Here is a 16,781-nt window from a genome sequence, read left to right as displayed (position 1 = left end):
TTGGCACGGTGGGTAACCCATCGTGTCGAGTATTGACAGAGCCCGCTCGGAGGGTGTGAGATCTGTCCCATAGATAGGAAACTTTCCTAACTATTGTCGCCGGTGGTCCGCCGACCATTCCGCCCCGGTCACCCCCTGTCCCCCGACAACGCAGGAGGCTCCCAGTGGCACCCCGTCCACCGTGGCGCGCGGTACTGGCCGGTACCGCGGTCGCGGCGCTCGGCCTCACCGCGCTCACCCCGGTAAACGCTTTCGCAGTGACTTCTGGGGCCGAGCCCCAGACCCCGGCCGGGGGGCAAGCCCCCCTGGGCCCCCCGAAAGCGGCAGCGGACACCGACTACGAGTCCGAGAACGCCACCGTCGTCCAGGGCGTGGTCGAATCGAACCACGCCGGGTACTCAGGCACCGGGTTCGTCAACTTCGACAACGTCACCGGCAGCTACGTCGAATACTCCGTGAACGCGGCCCAGGCGGGCACGCACACGCTGACCTTCCGCTACGCCAACGGAACCGCCGACAACCGGCCGGTCAAGCTGACCGTCGACGGCGGCGACAAGGGCACCGTCGACTTCCCCGCCACCGGCGCGTGGACGACCTGGAAGACCGTCACCGCGACCGTGCAGCTCACCGCGGGCGTCAACAAGGTCCGGACCACCGCGACCACCGCCAACGGCGGCCCGAACGCCGACAAGCTCACCGACACCTTCACCGCGCCGGTCGACCCCGAGCCGCCGACGCCGCCGACGAACCTGAAGGCGAGCAACATCCTGGCGACGGCCGCGACCTTCACCTGGACCGCCGCGACCGACAACGTCGGCGTCGTCCGCTACGAGATCAACCGCGGCGGCAACGTCCTCAAGACCGTCGACGGGAACACCACGAGCGCGACCGTCGACAACCTGACGCCGAACACGGCCTACGACATCTCCGTCGGCGCGTACGACGCCGCCGGCAACCCGTCGCAGCAGAGCAACGTGGTCACCTTCACCACGCCGCCGAGCAACGACACCACCCCGCCCAGCGTGCCGGGCAACCTGCGCTCCACCGGCGTCACCGCGAACAGCGTCTCCCTGGCGTGGAACGCTTCCACGGACGACAGCGGCACCATCTCGGGCTACGACGTCTACCAGGGCAGCACCAAGGTGGCGACGACGACGTCACTGAGCACGACCATCACGGACCTCGACCCGAACACGTCCTACACCTTCACGGTCAAGGCCCGTGACCCCGACGGCAACACCTCGGCCGCCAGCAACGCCGTCACGGCGAAGACCAGCGCTCCGGGCGGCGCCGGGGGCATCCCGGAGTACGACAAGGACATCGCGAAGGTCGACCTCGGCTGGGCCGTGGACTTCCTCCCGAACGGCAACGCGCTGGTGACCGAGCGGGACCGGTTCGAGGTCCTGCTGGTGACGCCGTCCGGCCAGAAGACCACGCTGGGCAAGGTGCCGGGCGCGGTCGGCACCAACGGCGAAGGCGGCCTCCTCGGCCTGGCCATCTCGCCGAACTGGGCGTCCGACCACGCGATCTACCTGTACCACACCGCTTCCGGCGACAACCGGATCGTGAAGATGACCTACGACGGCAGCACGCTGTCGTCGACGTCGACGCCGGTGCTGACCGGGATCGCGAAGAACCGCTACCACAACGGCGGCCGGATCAAGTTCGGTCCCGACGGCAAGCTGTACGCCACCGTCGGCGACGCCAAGAACAGCGACAACGCGCAGAACAAGAGCTCGCTCAACGGGAAGATCCTGCGGCTCAACCCCGATGGCTCGGCGCCGAGCGACAACCCGTTCTACGCCACCGGCGGCAACGCCCGGTACGTCTGGAGCTACGGCCACCGCAACCCGCAGGGCCTGGCCTGGGACTCCCGCGGCCAGCTGTGGGCGGCGGAGTTCGGCGAGAGCAGCCAGGACGAGCTCAACCTGATCCAGAAGGGCGGCAACTTCGGCTGGCCCAGCTGCGAAGGCACGCAGGGCAGCTGCAGCGGCTACATCGCCCCGAAGAAGACCTGGCCGACGTCGCAGGCCGGGCCGAGCGGGGTGGAGATCGTCAACGACTGGATCTACATCGCCGGCGTGACCGGTGAGCAGCTGTTCGCCACGCAGATCAACGCCGCGGGCACCGGCGTCGGCACGGTGTCGACGCTGTTCTCCGGGCGCTGGGGCCGGCTGCGCTCGGTCACGAAGACCCCGGACGGCGGGCTCTGGCTGACCTCGACGAACAACGACAAGAACGGCGGCACGCCGTCGGTGCTGGACAACGTGATCGTGCGGCTGAAGTTCCCGGGCGGCAGCACGCCCGGCGGCTTCAAGTTGACCAGCTCCGCCTTCGCCGACAACGCCACCATCCCGGACAAGTACACCTGCGCCGGCGACGGCACGGCGGGCCAGGACCCGTCGCCGCCGCTCGCGTGGGGTGCCGCCGACGGCGCGAAGGGTTACGCCATCGTGTTCGCCGACGTCGCCAACAGCGGCAACAAGCTGCACTGGGCGATCTGGGACGTCCCGGCGGCCACGAAGTCGCTGCCGGAAGGCCTCGGCGCGGGGTACACCGTGCCGAACCAGGGTGGCGCGAAACAGAAGGCGATGGGCAGCGGGGCGAACGCGCAGAAGTTCTTCGGCCCCTGCCCGGGCGGTTCGAGCCACCCGTACACGTTCACGCTCTACGCCCTGAACACCGCCACGGTCCCCGGCCTGACGTCGTCCTCGACGATGGCCCAGATCGAAACGGCGATCAAGGGCGCGTCGACGGCGAACGTGGTGCTGCGCGGCAAGTCCAGCGCCGCCGCCTAGAAGCCGCGGCAGGGGTGACCGGAGCGGCGCCGGTCACCCCTGCCGCCCTTGGCCATCGGGGTCCGCTCAGCCCGGCTCGGAAATCCGGCGCAGGTGGGCGTCGACGTCGAAGCCGTGTTCCTCCAGCCGGCGGCGGGCCAGCAGGAGCTCGTCGGGGGTGAACAGCTCGGCGTACTCCTCGCGGAGCATGACCGCCTCGGAGCTGCGGCCGAGCTGGTTCTTCTCCCAGAGCACGGTGAACCCGCCCGCGGTGCCGGCCCCGCGCAGCAGCAGCCGGGCCGCTTCGACACCGCCGTGCTCGCGCACCATGCGTTCGAACTGGGCGGGCCGGTAGCCGTAATCCTTGGCCAGCACCCGGCAGCCGTCGAGCAGGTCCTCGGTGAACCGCGCGGCGAGCCGGGGATCGGCCGGGATGGATGCGGCTGGTTCGGGCATGGGGCAACCTCTCGACGGGACGGCTTCCCAGATTAATCGCGAACCGGGGTGATTTCGCTACGCCATTCGAGCAACGAATTCGCGAAGGGCACTCTCCGTGTCGACAGAAGCGGGCAAAAGCGGCAAACCGAAACTGTCGGTGGTCTCTGCCATGCTGACGGGCATGCGAACCGTGGTCCACGGCGACGTTCACGTCCACTATGGACAGATCTACGTCCACGACGACGAGGCGGAGCCGTTCGAGGGTGACCTGGCGGCGTGCTTCGCCGGGCAGCGCAACGGGCTGTGCGGCGCCGCCGATCCCGGGCACCTGTTCCTCATCACCGGGCTGCACACCGGCAACGTCGGCTTCACCGCCGAAGTGCACGAGAGCGAGCCGCCGGACAGCGGCGCGGAAGACGTCGTCGAGGCCTCTTTCCACGCCGAGGGCCGGACCGTGCTGGTCACCTGGGGCGGCTCCGCCTGGTGGGACCTCGAGCTGACGCCCGGCGACTACCGCGTCCGCTACAGCGGCACGGCGATCGACGCGGGCCGCGAGCGCGACACCCGCCTCGACGGCGAGCCCCGGCTGGACAGCTACCTGCTGCAGTTCTGGCCCGCGCCGCCCGCCCCCGACGTCATCGTCCGTGAAACGAGCGCGATCGCGGCGTACTGGCACGGTTTCGCCCGCGACCTGCCCCCGCCGCCGACCGACGAGGAGCTTGCCGCCCGGTGGGAGGCGCGGTGCCGGGCCGAGGAAGAGGCCCGCGCGAAGGCCCGGCACGAGCAGCTGCTTCGCGAGTGGGGTGGTGTGCTCCCGGCGTCGCCGGTCCTCGATCTGCCGCCAGGTTCGCTGCGGGAGTTCGCCAAGCTCGACCGCGACCTGGTGGGGGCGGCGGTCGCCGCGGGGCCGGAGCTCTGCCGCGCGCTCGCCCGGCGGGTGGCCCACCTCGCGTTCGAGCGGGCCCGGCTCGACGGCGTCGGCTGGATCGCCGAGGGACTGCGCGCGCTCGACAAGGGGATTCCGCTGCCCCCGCCGTTCGACGACTGGACCACGGCGTGGGATCGCCTCCTGGCGGATCCGGACGTCCCGCACACGCTCGTGCGCACGCCGGACGGACGGCACGACAACGCGTTGCAGCAGGCCATGGCCTTCCCGGCGATCTTCGCGGCGGTGCGCGAAGACGAGCTGGAGGCGTTGGGGCAGGCGCTGTCGGCGGCGGGCCACACGTACGGCGACGACCGGCCGCGGTTCTTGGCGGAGGTGCGTGCGGCCTTGGCCGAGCTGACCGGGAGCGACTGACCCGACCGGCGCTCCAGGCCGCGGACCTCACCAGCCGAACAGGCCGCCCATGATGCGGGCGCAGCGGGTCGTCATCGCGTCGGCGTCTTCCTCGGGCCGGTCGATCCACCAGCTGATCAGCGAGTCGACCACGCCGGTCCACACCTGCGCCACGGCCTCGATGTCCGCCGGGTCGGCCAGGCCGCGGGAGGTCAGCAGCTGCGTGGCGCCGAGCACGGCGAACGCGTCGAGCCGGCGGCGGTAGTCCGCGGCCGCCGCGGCGATGTCGCCCGTCGACGGCACCGTCGCGTCGCGCAGGAGGCGCCACGCGTACCGGTCGTGGTCGAACGTCGTGAAGATCGCCGCAAGCACCTTCAGCGGCATCTGGTCGGGCCGGCCGCCGGCCGCCATGGTCGTCGCCACGCCGTCGGTGAGGCGGCCACCCGCGCGGTGCAGGCAGGCCAGGTACAGCCCGTCCTTCGAGCCGAAGTACTGGTACAGCAACGGCTTCGTGACCCCGACCCGGCGCGCGATCTCGACCATCGACGCGCCCGCGTACCCCGCCCGGCCGAACTCTTCGGTGCCGGCCACCACGAGCTGGGCCTCGCGCTCTTCGCGGGGCATCCCCTTGGTCCCGACCGCCCTTGACTCCGTCACACCGAAAAGCCTACCGTGCGTAAAGTGACCCAAGGGTAAGTTACCGTATGGTCAGATCCGAGGAGGCGACGTGGCCGAGTTCCTGGCACACCTGCGCGACCCCGTGCTGTTCGCGATTCCGGTGTTCCTGCTGTTCGTCACCATCGAAATCGTCGCGGTGCACGTGCTCGGCCACGACGACGGCATCGTCGGCTACAGCGTCGCCGACACCCGGACGAGCATGCTGATGGGCACGGTCGCCGTCGGCGTCAACGCCCTGTTCCGGCTGGTGATGCTGGTCGTGTTCGCGGCGCTGTTCGAGCTGGCGCCGGTCAAGCTGGATCCGCGCGACTGGTGGGCGTGGGTGCTCATGCTGCTCGGCCAGGAACTCGTGTTCTACGCCTACCACCGGGCCAGCCACCGCGTGCGGCTGCTCTGGGCCGGGCACCAGGTGCACCACTCCAGCGAGCACTACAACTTCTCGACCGCGCTGCGGCAGAAGTGGACCCCGTACTTCCAGCTGCCGTTCTGGTCGGTGCTGGCGCTGTGCGGCATCCCGCCGTGGATGATCCTGACCGGGCTGTCGATCGACCTCGTCTACCAGTTCTTCGTGCACACCGAGAAGGTCGGCAAGCTGCCGCGCTGGTTCGAGTACGTCTTCAACACCCCGTCCCACCACCGCGTCCACCACGGCAGCGACCCCGAATACCTCGATGCGAACTACGGCGGCATCCTCATCGTCTGGGACCGGCTGTTCGGCAGCTTCGTCCCCGAAGGCCGGCGGCCGACGTACGGGCTGACGAAGAACATCGAGACGTACCACCTGCTCAAGGTGGGCTTCCACGAGTACGGCTCGATCCTGCGCGACCTCCGCACGGCCCGGACGTGGCGGGAGCGCGCGGGTTACGTGTTCGGGCCGCCCGGCTGGCAGCCCGAACACGTGCCCGCGTGAGACCTACGCCGTTTCCTGCAGGGCGTTCTCCGGCCGGATCGACGCCGGCAGGCTGTCCAGCGGCGGGCGCTGCGGCGAGGTCAGGTCGGTCAGCACCAGTTCGCGCTCGACGCCGTCGGCCGACGTGCCCCGCTGGAACTGGGCGAGCAGCGTCGCCGGCGGGACCGCCGTGACCAGCCGGTCGTAGCGCTCCAGGCGGTCGAACAGCGTCAGCATGATCTGCCCGGCCATCCGCCCCAGCGCCTGGGTGCTCTGGTGCCGGTGGACGCGGTGGCCGAGGTCGACCTGGGCCAGTGCGTCGAGACCGCGCAGCTCGGTGAGGTCGATCAGGTGCCCGATCTCGACGCCGTAGTTGACGACGAACGGGATGCTCTCCAGCACTTCCCGGCGGCCCGCGTACTCGCCGGCCAGTGGCTGCACGAACCCCGACAGTTCCGGCCAGAACATGTTGAGCAGCGGCCGTGCGACGAGCTCGGTGACGCGGCCGCCGCCGTCGGCCTGGTCGCCGAGCGGCCGGTGGTAGAAGCCCTTGACGTAGGCCACCGACGGATCGGTGAGCAGCGGGCCGAGCAGGCCGGTGACGTAGCTCGTGGTGAAGTCGTGGAGGTCGCCGTCGACGAAGACGACGAGGTCGCCGGTCGTCGCCGCGACGCCCTTCCACAGCGCCTCGCCCTTGCCGGCCAGGCCTTCGAGGGCGGGGAAGACGGCGTCCTGCGCGACGACGTCCGCCCCCGCGGCCGCCGCGACCTCGGCGGTGGCGTCGGTGGAGTGGCTGTCGACGACGAGGATCTCGTCGACGAGTGCGTGGTGTTCCTGCAGTTCTTCGCGGATGGCGGCGACGATCGCGCCGACGGTCGCTTCCTCGTTGCGCGCCGGGATGACGACCGAGACCGTGGTGCCGCGCTTGGCCGCGACGAGTTCTTCGGTGGTCCAGTCCTCGGCCTTGCTGCTGCGCCGGGCGAGCCAGGTGCCGACCGCGGGCGTCACCTGCAGGTGTGTGTTGCGCATGATCTTCCCCTTCCCTCGGTCGTCTCCGAGGCTGGGGGCTGCGCGTTTCCTCGGCTTCTTCGGAGTGCTACCGGGGTGTTACGAGATGGCCCGGACGGCACCGATCCCGTTAACCTCCGGCGGCACCGCGGACGGACGACCGCCGGCCGTGGGAGCTGGTCAGGCCTCTTCTTCCTCGAGCATCTCGGGCGTGACCGCCGACTCGGTGTCCGGGATGTTGAGGTCTTTGGCCCGCTTGTCCGCCATCGCCAGCAGCCGCCGGATCCGGCCCGCCACCGCGTCCTTCGTCATCTGCGGCTCCGACAGCTGGCCCAGTTCCTCCAGGGACGCCTGCCGGTTGGACAGCCGGAGCCGGCCCGCCGCCAGCAGGTGATCCGGGGCCGTCTCGCCGAGGATCTCCAGCGCCCGCTCCACCCGGGCCGCCGCCGCCACCGCCGCGCGGGCCGATCGCCGCAGGTTCGCGTCGTCGAAGTTGGCCAGGCGGTTGGCCGTCGCGCGGACCTCGCGGCGCATCCGCCGCTCTTCCCACTGCAGGACGCTCGTGTGCGCGCCCAGGCGGGTCAGCAGCGCGCCGATCGCGTCGCCGTCGCGGACCACCACGCGGTCGGCTCCCCGGACCTCGCGGGACTTCGCCTGGATGCCCATCCGGCGCGCCGCGCCGACCAGGGCCAGCGCCGCTTCCGGGCCCGGGCAGGTCACCTCGAGCGACGACGAGCGGCCCGGTTCGGTCAGCGACCCGTGGGCGAGGAACGCGCCCCGCCACGCCGCTTCCGCGTCGGCCACTCCCCCGGACACCACGGCCGCGGGCAGCCCGCGCACCGGGCGGCCGCGCTGGTCGATCAGCCCGGTCTGCCGGGCCAGGCCCTCGCCGTCCTTCACCACGCGCACGACGTACCGGGTGCCCTTGCGCAGCCCGCCGCTGGCGGTGATCACGTGGACGTCCGAATGGTGGCCGTACAGCTCGTGGATCTCCTTGCGCAGCCGTCGCGCGACCGAGCCCGTGTCCAGCTCCGCCTCGACGACCACCCGGCCGGCCACGATGTGCAGCCCGCCGGCGAAGCGAAGCAGCGACGCGACCTCCGCCCGGCGCGGCCCGATCTTCGTGATCTCCAGCCGGCTCAGCTCGTCCTTCACCGCGGCGGTCATCGCCATTACTGCCCCTCCCTGCCTTTCGCTCCTCCCCCGTGCTCCCCGTCCCTGCCGAGACCGAGAGCCTCCCGCATCGTCCGCGCGAGCGCATCAGGATCATGCCGTCCCGGCACTCCGGGGTCGGCGACCGCCCCCAGGTGCGCCCGGCCGCCCAGCCGTTCCGCCGCGCGGCGGAGATTCGCCGGGTCGGGGACGGAATCGCGGTCCGCGATCACCGCGTCGACCCGCAGATCGGGCGCGTGCTCGAAGAGTACGTCGAGATGACGCTCCGGAGAGAATCCCGCGGTTTCCCCCGGCTGGGGGACAAGGTTGAGCACGAGCACCTTCGTCGCGGCCGTGTGCACGAGTGCGTCGTGCAGTCCCGGCACGAGCAGGTGCGGCAGCACACTCGTGAACCACGAGCCCGGCCCGAGGAACACGACGTCGGCGGCGAGCACGGCGTCGACGGCCTCCGCGCACGCCTGCGGCGGCCGCCCCGACCGGCCCGGCGAATGCAGGCTGACGCGCTGCACCTGCCCCGGCGTGGAAGCCACCGCGACCTGGCCGCGGATGGTGCGCACCGCGGCCGGGTCTTCACTGTCGAGGCCGCTGACCTGCCCCTCGATCTCCAGCGGCTCCGGCGACATCGGCAGCACGCGGCCCGAGACGCCCATCAGCCGGCAGGCCTCGTCGAGCGCGGCGACCGGATCGCCGAGCACCTCGAACAGCCCGGCCAGCAGCAGGTTCCCCACCGCGTGCCCGGCCAGTGCGCCGTCACCGCCGAAGCGGTGCTGGAAGACCTCGGCCCACAGCGTGCCGCCGTCTTCCGCGGCGAAGGCGGCGAACGCCTGCCGCAGGTCGCCCGGCGGCAGCAGCCCGAGTTCGCGCCGCAGCCGGCCGGACGATCCGCCGTCGTCGGCCACCGTCACGACCGCGGTGACGTCGGGGGTCACCCGCCGCACCGCGGACAGGGTGGCGTGCAGTCCGTGGCCGCCGCCGAGGGCGACCGCGCGCACGTTATTCCCGACCAAGGTCGCGGTGCACCACCTTCACGGCCATCCCGTCCTCTTTGGACAGACGCTCGGCGAGCTCGACGGACAGTGCCACGCTGCGGTGCTTGCCGCCGGTGCAGCCGACGGCGAGCGTCAGGTACCGCTTGCCCTCGCGCTTGTAGCCGGCGCCGATCAGCCGCAGCAGCTGGTGGTAGCGGTCCAGGAACTCCTCGGCGCCCTCCTGCGAGAGGACGTAGTTGCGGACCTCGCCGTCGAGCCCGGTGTGCTCGCGCAGCTCCGGGATCCAGAACGGGTTGGGCAGGAACCGGACGTCCATCACCAGGTCGGCGTCCATCGGCAGGCCGTACTTGTAGCCGAAGGACAGCACGGTGACCCGGGTCTGGGTGCTCGCCTCGGAGCCGAACGCGTCCTCGATCTTGGCGCGCAGGTCGTGCACCGACAGCGACGACGTGTCGAGCACCAGGTCGGCCTCCTCGCGCAGCGGCTCCAGCAGCGTCCGCTCCGCCGTGATGCCGTCCGCGAGCCGGCCGTCACCCTGCATCGGGTGGCCCCGGCGGACGGCCTCGAACCGCCGCACCAGCACCGCGTCGGTCGCCTCCAGGAACAGCACCCGCGGCTTGTAGCCCCGGGCGTCGAGGTCCTTGATCACCGAGGCCAGGTCGTCGGTGAACGCGCGCGAGCGCACGTCCATCACCACCGCCACCTTCGTGATCGCGCCGCGCGCCTGCGCGCCCAGCTCGACCATGGTGGCGATCAGCTCCGGCGGCAGGTTGTCGACGACGAACCAGCCCAGGTCCTCCAGGCACTTGGCCGCCGTGCTGCGGCCCGCCCCCGACAACCCGGACACGACCGCGACCTCCATGCCGGAGCCGCGGATCTCCTCTTGCGCACTCACTGTGTTTCCCTACTCCCCTGCTTCTGTGCCGTGGCCGGCGCCGGACTCCCCGGCCAGCGCGGCGACCACGGCTTCCGCGGTGCGCCTGCCGAAGCCGGGCACCGCCTCGATCTCTTCGATCCTGGCCTGCTTGAGCTTCTTCACCGAGCCGAAGTGCTTGATGAGCGCCGTGCGGCGAGCCTGCCCCAGCCCGGGCACACTGTCCAATTCGGACGTCACCAGCCGCTTGGACCGCTTCTCGCGGTGATAGGCGATGGCGAAGCGGTGGGCTTCGTCACGCAGCCGCTGCAGCAGGTACAGCCCCTCCGACGTCCGGGGCAGGATCACCGGGTCGGGGTCGGCAGGCAGCCAGACCTCTTCGAGCCGCTTGGCCAGCCCGATCACCGAGATGTCGGTGATGCCGAGCTCGGCCAGCACGTCGGCGGCCGCGGTGGCCTGCGGGCCCGCGCCGTCGACGACCAGCAGGTTCGGCGGGTAGGCGAACTTCTTCGGCCGGCCGGTCTCCGGGTCGAGGCCGGGCGTGCTCGACTCCTCGGCGGTTTCCTTGAGGTAGCGGTAGAACCGGCGCCGGACGACCTCGGCGATCGAGGCGACGTCACCCTCCGTGGCCGCCTCCCGCAGCGCGAAGCGCCGGTACTCGGACTTGCGCGCCAGCCCGTCCTCGAACACGACGAGCGACGCGACGACGTCACTGCCCTGGATGTGACTGATGTCGATGCACTCGATGCGCAGCGGCGCGGTGTCGAGGGCGAGGAACTCCTGCAGTTCGGTCAGCGCCGCCGAGCGGGCCGTGAGGTCGCCGGCGCGGCGCAGCTTGTGCTGGGTGAACGCCTCCCCCGCGTTGCGCTGCACGGTCTCGGCCAGCGCCTTCTTGTCGCCGCGCTGGGGCACCCGCAGCTGGACCCGCGAGCCGCGCAGCCCGGTGAGCCACTCCGCGACCGCCTCGGCGTCCGCGGGCAGCTCCGGGACCAGCACCTCGCGCGGGACGACCGGCCCCGCGTCGACGTCGTCGCGGGCGTCCAGCTCGGCCTCGTCGCCGTAGAACTGGGTGAGGAAGTGGTCGACCAGCGCCGGGACGTCCATCTCCTCGGCCTTGTCGATCACCCAGCCGCGCTGGCCGCGGACCCGGCCGCCGCGCACGTGGAAGACCTGAACCGCGGCCTCGAGGTCGTCGTGGGCGAACGCCACGACGTCGGCGTCCGTGCCGTCGCCGAGCACCACGGCCTGCTTCTCCATGGCGCGGCGCAGCGCGCCGAGGTCGTCGCGCAGCCGGGCGGCGCGCTCGAACTCCAGCTCCTCGGACGCCGCGGCCATCTCGGTTTCGAGGCGCTTGATCATGACGTCGGTCTTGCCGGCCAGGAAGTCGCAGAAGTCCTCCACGATGTCGCGGTGCTCGTCGGCGGAGACACGGCCCACGCACGGCGCGGAGCACTTGTCGATGTAGCCGAGCAGGCAGGGCCGGCCGATCTGGCCGTGGCGCCGGAACACCCCGGCCGAGCAGGTGCGGGCCGGGAAGACGCGCAGCAGCAGGTCGAGCGTCTCCCGGATGGCCCACGCGTGCGCGTACGGGCCGAAGTAGCGGACGCCCTTCTTGCGCGCGCCGCGGTAGACGTGCAGGCGCGGGAACTCCTCGTTCAGCGTCACCGCGAGCACCGGGTAGCTCTTGTCGTCGCGGTAGCGGACGTTGAACCGCGGGTCGAACTCCTTGATCCAGTTGTACTCCAGCTGGAGCGCCTCGACCTCGGTGGCGACGACGGTCCACTCGACGCTCGCGGCCGTGGTGACCATCTGCCGCGTGCGCGGGTGCAGGCCGGAGAGGTCGGCGAAGTAGGAGTTCAGCCGGCTCCGGAGGCTTTTCGCCTTGCCGACGTAGATGACCCGCTTGGTCGCGTCGCGGAATTTGTACACGCCAGGGGCATCCGGGATGCTCCCCGGCGAGGGACGGTAGGTGGTCGGGTCAGCCACACCCCCAGCCTATTTGGCGACACCGACAGTTTCCGCACGCCCCCGTCCGGCGGTGCTTCCGGGGGCCCGTGTCCGATCCGCCGGAAGTCGGGTCTTCGCCCGGTTCCGACCTTCGTCGGTGTCCGGACCTGTGACGCGGTGGTTACTTTCCGACGGCCCGACCCGGTCCCCCTGTCGAAAGGATCACCACCGTGACCCCTCTCCGTCTCCTCGGTGCCGCCTCCGCGGCCGCCGTCGCGCTCACCCTGGCCGGCGGCGCGGTCGCCACCGCGGGCGTCCAGCCGAACATCGTCGGCGGCGGCACCGCGCCCACCGTCTCCTGGGGCGCCCAGGTGTACGTCAACACGCCCGGGCGCGACTACCAGGGCTTCAACTGCTCGGGCACGGTCATCGCGTCGCGCTGGGTCATGACCGCGGTGCACTGCCTCGACCAGGACGGCTCGGGGATGTACGTCCGGGTCGGCAGCAACACGCTGCTTTCGGGCACGAAGATCGCCGTCGACAACGAGTACCAGTCCCCGAACGGCGACATCGCGCTGCTGCACCTGGCGTCGGCGACGAGCACCGCGCCGATCTCGCTGGGCGGCTCCGACCCGGCCACCGGCAGCAGCAACCAGATCTACGGCTGGGGCCGCACCACCCCGACCGGCCCGCCGGCGACGTCGCTGAAGACGGCGAACGTCCAGGTGACCGGCCGCTCCACGGACGCCTACGGCGGTCGCGCGATCCAGAGCGTCGGCGTCAACGGCTCGGCGTGGAAGGGCGACTCGGGCGGTCCGGAGGTCGCGAACGGCGTCCAGGTCGGCGTCGCGTCGACGGTCCAGAACCAGAGCGGGTCGAACACACGCGGCACGAACAACTACGCGAGCGTGGCGGCGAGCCGGTCCTGGATCCGGACGACCGCGGGCGTCTGAGGGTGCTTCCCCGGGGCGGCGCGGTCCCCTGCGCCGCCCCGTTCTCGTCGGTGGCGTGTGGGATGCTCGCGGCATGCGGATCGCCACCTGGAACGTGAACTCCATCGTCCCCCGCCTGCCGCGCGTGCTGGGTTTCCTGGAGGAGACGGCGCCGGACGTGCTGTGCCTGCAGGAGCTGAAGAACACGACGGAGGCGTTCCCGGCGGCCGAGATCGAGGCGCTCGGCTACGAGGTCGCGGCGTACGGGCTGGGGCGCTGGAACGGCGTCGGCATCGTGTCGCGGGTGGGCGTGTCGGACGTCGTGCGCGGACTGCCGGGCGAGCCGCAGTTCGACGGCGCTTCGGAGGCCCGCGCGATCGGGGCCACGTGCGGCGGCGTACGGGTGTGGTCGGTGTACGTGCCCAACGGGCGTGAGCCGGACAACCCGCACTACGCGTACAAGCTGGAGTGGCTTTCGTCGCTGCATTCGCTGGTGGCTTCGGAGGTTTCCGACGGGCCGTTCGCGGTGCTGGGCGACTTCAACGTGGCGCCGACGGACGCGGATGTCTGGGACATCGCGGTGTTCGCGGAGTCGACCCACGTGACGAAGCCGGAGCGCGAAGCCCTGGCCCGGCTGCGGGACCTCGGCCTGTCGGACGTCTTCCCGAGGCCGCTGAAGTACGACCACCCGTTCACGTACTGGGACTACCGGGCGGGGAACTTCCCGAACAACAAGGGCATGCGGATCGACCTGGTGTACGGGAACGAGGCTTTCACTTCCGCCGTCACGGATTCCTATGTGGACCGCAATGCGCGGAAGGGGAAGGGCCCTTCGGACCACGCGCCGATCGTGGTGGACCTGGACCTCTGACGCCCGTCAGCCGCCCGTCGCCGCGCGGTGCAGCTTCCGCAGCGCGCGGACCGCTTCCACCGCGCGGTCCCGGTCGACGGCCTGCACCGCCATCACCGCGTGGTACTCGTCGTCCGGCAGCTCCAGCCGGGCCCACGACGCACCATCCGGGAAACTCACCGAAAGCACCTCGCTCCACGCGAAGCGGCGGGTGACCAGCACGTTCCGCACCTCGATGCCGTCCGCGTCCGCCCGCACCCGCGCGATCGCGAACAGCATCACACCGCACGCCAGCAGGATGCCGATGCCCACCATCGCCGCCTGGTCGGAGCGCTGGAAGCGGACCCCCGTGTCGCCGTTGCGCAGTAGGACCGCCACCACCACGAACACCGCCAGCAGCGCCACCGCCAGCACGCTGCACATGATCATCGCGCGCCGGGGGCGGATCACCAGGAGAGTCTTCACGGTCACACGAAACCCCGCTCGGTCCACGGCTGGCGCAGGCTCCGCAGCACGTGCGCGGAGTCCAGGGCCGCCACCGTCGCCTCGTAGCCCTTGTCCTCCTTCGCGCCCGGACGGCCCGACCGGTCGACGGCCTGCTCGTGCGTCTCGCAGGTCAGGACGCCGTTGCCCACCGGGGTGCTCTCGTCGAGCGCCACCCGGGTCAGGCCCGCCGTCACCGCGTCGCACACGTACTCGAAGTGCGGGGTGCCGCCGCGGATGACCACGCCGAGCGCGACCACCGCGTCGTGGTTGCGGGCGAGTGCCTGGGCCACCACCGGGAGCTCGACGGCGCCGGCGACGTGGACGACCGTCGGCTCCTCCTCGAGCTCGGCTTCGCGCGCCGCGGCCAGCGCCCGCTCCAGCAGGACGTCGGTGATGTCCGCGTTCCAGCGGGTGGCGACGATGCCGAGCTTCAGCGACTTGCAGTCGGAGAGGTCCAGCTTGACGTCGGGACGGCCGTCGCCGCTCACAGGGTTCCTCCGTCGACGTGCTCGGGGGCCGCGCCGACCTGGTCGTAGTGCTCCAGCTGGGCCAGGTCGTGGCCCATCCGGTCGCGCTTGGTCCGCAGGTAGCGCAGGTTCTCCGGGTTCGGCGAAATCGGCAGCGGCACCCGCCCGGTCACGCGCAGGCCGTAGCCCTCCAGGCCGATCCGCTTGGCCGGGTTGTTCGACAGCAGCCGCATGGTGCGGACGCCGAGGTCGCAGAGGATCTGTGCGCCGGTGCCGTAGTCGCGGGCGTCGGCCGGGACGCCGAGCGCGAGGTTCGCGTCGACGGTGTCCGCGCCGTCGTCCTGCAGCTGGTAGGCCTGCAGCTTGTGCAGCAGGCCGATGCCGCGGCCCTCGTGGCCGCGGATGTAGAGCACGACGCCGCGGCCTTCGGCGGCCACCGCTTCCAGGGCCGCCTCCAGCTGCGGGCCGCAGTCGCAGCGCAGCGAGCCGAAGACGTCACCGGTGAGGCACTCGGAGTGCACGCGGACCAGGATGTCCTGGCCGTCGCCGATCTCGCCGTAGACGAACGCGACGTGCTCGATGCCGTCCAGCAGGGAGTCGTAGCCGACCGCCCGGAACGTGCCCGCGGCCAGCGGGATCCGGGCTTCCGCGACCCGCTCGACCTGCTTCTCGGTGCGGCGGCGGTAGGCGATCAGGTCGGCGATGGTGATGATCGCCAGGTCGTGGTCGGCGGCGAACACCTCGAGCTCGTCGCGGCGCGCCATGTCGCCTTCGTCCTTCTGGGACACGATCTCGCAGAGCACGCCGGCGGGCGCGAGGCCGGCCATCCGGGCCAGGTCGACCGACGCCTCGGTGTGCCCCGGCCGGCGCAGCACGCCGCCTTCCTTGGCCCGCAGCGGCACGACGTGGCCGGGGCGGCGGAAGTCCTTCGCCGTGGACGCCGGGTCGGCCAGCAGCCGGATCGTGTGCGCGCGGTCGGCGGCGGAGATGCCGGTGCTGATGCCTTCGGCGGCGTCGACCGTGACGCTGTACGCGGTCCCGCGCGCGTCCTGGTTCGTGTGGTACATCGGGGGCAGGTCCAGCCGGTCCGCTTCGGACTCGGTCAGCGCCACGCAGACGTACCCCGAGGTGTAGCGGACCATGAAGGCCAGCAGCTCCGGCGTCGCCTTCTCGGCGGCGAAGATCAGGTCACCCTCGTTCTCGCGGTCCTCGTCGTCGACCACGACGACCGGGCGGCCCGCCGCGATGTCCGAGATCGCCCGCTCGATGGCGTCGGCGTCGAACACCGCTCCGCTGCCGCACGGGGTCCAGCCCGCCTCGGGCTCCACCGCACTCGTCTCGCTCATGACCGCTCCTCCGTGCCGCCGTCCCGATTGTGCACCTGGTCGCGGATATGGGCCTCGGCCAGCTTTTCCACGTACTTCGCGACCACGTCGACCTCGAGGTTGACCAGGTCGCCCGCTTCCCGGGCGCCGAGCGTGGTCGCCTCGAGGGTGGTCGGGATCAGGGCCACCGCGAACTGGTCGGCGCTGATCGCCGCGACCGTCAGCGAGACGCCGTCGACCGCGATCGAGCCCTTCTCGACCACGTACCGGGACAGGTGCGCCGGCATCGCGAACGTCGTCACGCCGTTCTCGTCGCGGCCGAGGAACACCCCGGTCCCGTCCACGTGGCCCTGCATGATGTGCCCGCCGAGCCGGCCGCCGGCCGGGGTGGCACGTTCGAGGTTGACCCGGTCGCCGACCGCGACCTTGGCCAGGCTCGAGCGCTGCAGCGTCTCGTGGACGACGTCGACGGTGAACTCGCCGCCCGTCACCTCGACCACGGTCAGGCAGACCCCGCTGACCGCGATCGAGTCGCCGTGCCCGGCGTCGCCGGTGACCAGCGGGCCGCGGACGCGCAGCCGGGCCGCGTTGGTCAGCTGCTCGACCGCGGTGACTTCGCCGATCTCCTCGACTATGCCGGTGAACACGTGCGCTGCCTCCTTGTGAGCC

Annotated in this window: 16 protein-coding genes; 5 read left to right on the top strand and 11 right to left on the bottom strand. The window is 71.4% G+C overall.

The window, feature by feature from the left end:
• Positions 1 to 164 precede the first annotated feature (164 nt).
• On the top strand, positions 165 to 2,798 hold the full coding sequence (locus tag ISP_RS14685; RefSeq protein ID WP_013224655.1) for a PQQ-dependent sugar dehydrogenase: 2,634 nt from the start codon (positions 165 to 167) through the stop codon (positions 2,796 to 2,798).
• Positions 2,799 to 2,864: 66 nt separating this feature from the next.
• On the opposite strand, the gene ISP_RS14680 is transcribed toward ISP_RS14685, so the two are convergent.
• Complete coding sequence (locus ISP_RS14680) at positions 2,865 to 3,233, bottom strand: hypothetical protein (protein ID WP_013224654.1); 369 nt, start codon at positions 3,231 to 3,233, stop codon at positions 2,865 to 2,867.
• A gap of 163 nt (positions 3,234 to 3,396) precedes the next feature.
• Between ISP_RS14680 and ISP_RS14675 the strand changes: the two genes are divergently transcribed.
• Positions 3,397 to 4,515 carry a hypothetical protein gene (locus ISP_RS14675; RefSeq protein ID WP_230468784.1) on the top strand — a complete coding sequence of 373 codons (1,119 nt, stop codon included), beginning with the start codon at positions 3,397 to 3,399 and terminating at the stop codon, positions 4,513 to 4,515.
• 27 nt (positions 4,516 to 4,542) lie between these two features.
• Here the strand turns inward: ISP_RS14675 and ISP_RS14670 are convergent, their stop codons facing one another.
• Positions 4,543 to 5,151 (bottom strand): TetR/AcrR family transcriptional regulator, encoded by a 609-nt coding sequence (locus ISP_RS14670; RefSeq protein WP_230468783.1) that lies wholly within the window; start codon positions 5,149 to 5,151, stop codon positions 4,543 to 4,545.
• A gap of 70 nt (positions 5,152 to 5,221) precedes the next feature.
• On the opposite strand from ISP_RS14670, the gene ISP_RS14665 reads away from it, so the two are divergent.
• The gene (locus tag ISP_RS14665; protein WP_013224651.1) at positions 5,222 to 6,082 is read left to right on the top strand and encodes a sterol desaturase family protein; all 861 of its coding nucleotides are present in this window, start codon (positions 5,222 to 5,224) and stop codon (positions 6,080 to 6,082) included.
• A 3-nt stretch (positions 6,083 to 6,085) separates the two neighbouring features.
• On the opposite strand, the gene ISP_RS14660 is transcribed toward ISP_RS14665, so the two are convergent.
• The 5 genes from ISP_RS14660 to uvrC form a co-directional block, all read right to left on the bottom strand.
• Positions 6,086 to 7,090 (bottom strand): glucosyl-3-phosphoglycerate synthase, encoded by a 1,005-nt coding sequence (locus tag ISP_RS14660; RefSeq protein WP_013224650.1) that lies wholly within the window; start codon positions 7,088 to 7,090, stop codon positions 6,086 to 6,088.
• A 159-nt stretch (positions 7,091 to 7,249) separates the two neighbouring features.
• On the bottom strand, positions 7,250 to 8,242 hold the full coding sequence (gene whiA, locus ISP_RS14655; RefSeq protein WP_013224649.1) for a DNA-binding protein WhiA: 993 nt from the start codon (positions 8,240 to 8,242) through the stop codon (positions 7,250 to 7,252).
• Positions 8,242 to 9,234 (bottom strand): gluconeogenesis factor YvcK family protein, encoded by a 993-nt coding sequence (locus ISP_RS14650; protein ID WP_013224648.1) that lies wholly within the window; start codon positions 9,232 to 9,234, stop codon positions 8,242 to 8,244. The genes whiA and ISP_RS14650 overlap by 1 nt, the downstream gene beginning before the upstream one ends.
• Before the next feature lies 1 nt (position 9,235).
• Entirely contained in the window at positions 9,236 to 10,093 is an 858-nt protein-coding gene (gene rapZ / locus ISP_RS14645; protein ID WP_014466867.1) for an RNase adapter RapZ, read from the bottom strand.
• 42 nt (positions 10,094 to 10,135) lie between these two features.
• A complete protein-coding gene (gene uvrC, locus ISP_RS14640) occupies positions 10,136 to 12,091 on the bottom strand; it encodes an excinuclease ABC subunit UvrC (protein ID WP_071831611.1) in 1,956 nt (651 codons plus the stop codon).
• 191 nt (positions 12,092 to 12,282) lie between these two features.
• Between uvrC and ISP_RS14635 the strand changes: the two genes are divergently transcribed.
• Complete coding sequence (locus ISP_RS14635) at positions 12,283 to 13,005, top strand: S1 family peptidase (RefSeq protein ID WP_013224645.1); 723 nt, start codon at positions 12,283 to 12,285, stop codon at positions 13,003 to 13,005.
• Positions 13,006 to 13,078: 73 nt separating this feature from the next.
• Complete coding sequence (locus tag ISP_RS14630) at positions 13,079 to 13,855, top strand: exodeoxyribonuclease III (protein WP_013224644.1); 777 nt, start codon at positions 13,079 to 13,081, stop codon at positions 13,853 to 13,855.
• 6 nt (positions 13,856 to 13,861) lie between these two features.
• Here the strand turns inward: ISP_RS14630 and ISP_RS14625 are convergent, their stop codons facing one another.
• Genes ISP_RS14625 through ISP_RS14610 form a run of 4 tightly spaced genes read right to left on the bottom strand, consistent with a single transcriptional unit; the run spans position 13,862 to position 16,759 of the window.
• Positions 13,862 to 14,305, bottom strand: coding sequence for a PH domain-containing protein (locus tag ISP_RS14625; protein ID WP_013224643.1), 444 nt, complete (start codon positions 14,303 to 14,305; stop codon positions 13,862 to 13,864).
• A complete protein-coding gene (gene ribH / locus ISP_RS14620; RefSeq protein WP_013224642.1) occupies positions 14,302 to 14,808 on the bottom strand; it encodes a 6,7-dimethyl-8-ribityllumazine synthase in 507 nt (168 codons plus the stop codon). The genes ISP_RS14625 and ribH overlap by 4 nt, the downstream gene beginning before the upstream one ends.
• Positions 14,805 to 16,133, bottom strand: coding sequence for a bifunctional 3,4-dihydroxy-2-butanone-4-phosphate synthase/GTP cyclohydrolase II (locus ISP_RS14615; RefSeq protein ID WP_013224641.1), 1,329 nt, complete (start codon positions 16,131 to 16,133; stop codon positions 14,805 to 14,807). Before ISP_RS14615 ends, ribH begins: the two co-directional genes overlap by 4 nt.
• Positions 16,130 to 16,759: a riboflavin synthase gene (locus ISP_RS14610; RefSeq protein ID WP_013224640.1), complete on the bottom strand. Its 630-nt coding sequence runs from the start codon at positions 16,757 to 16,759 to the stop codon at positions 16,130 to 16,132. The genes ISP_RS14615 and ISP_RS14610 overlap by 4 nt, the downstream gene beginning before the upstream one ends.
• Positions 16,760 to 16,781: the final 22 nt, after the last annotated feature.

It is taken from the genome of Amycolatopsis mediterranei, assembly GCF_026017845.1.
GTDB lineage: Bacteria > Actinomycetota > Actinomycetes > Mycobacteriales > Pseudonocardiaceae > Amycolatopsis > Amycolatopsis mediterranei.
Note: the sequence above shows the minus strand (reverse complement) of the source record. Positions and strands in the feature narration are given on the sequence as shown.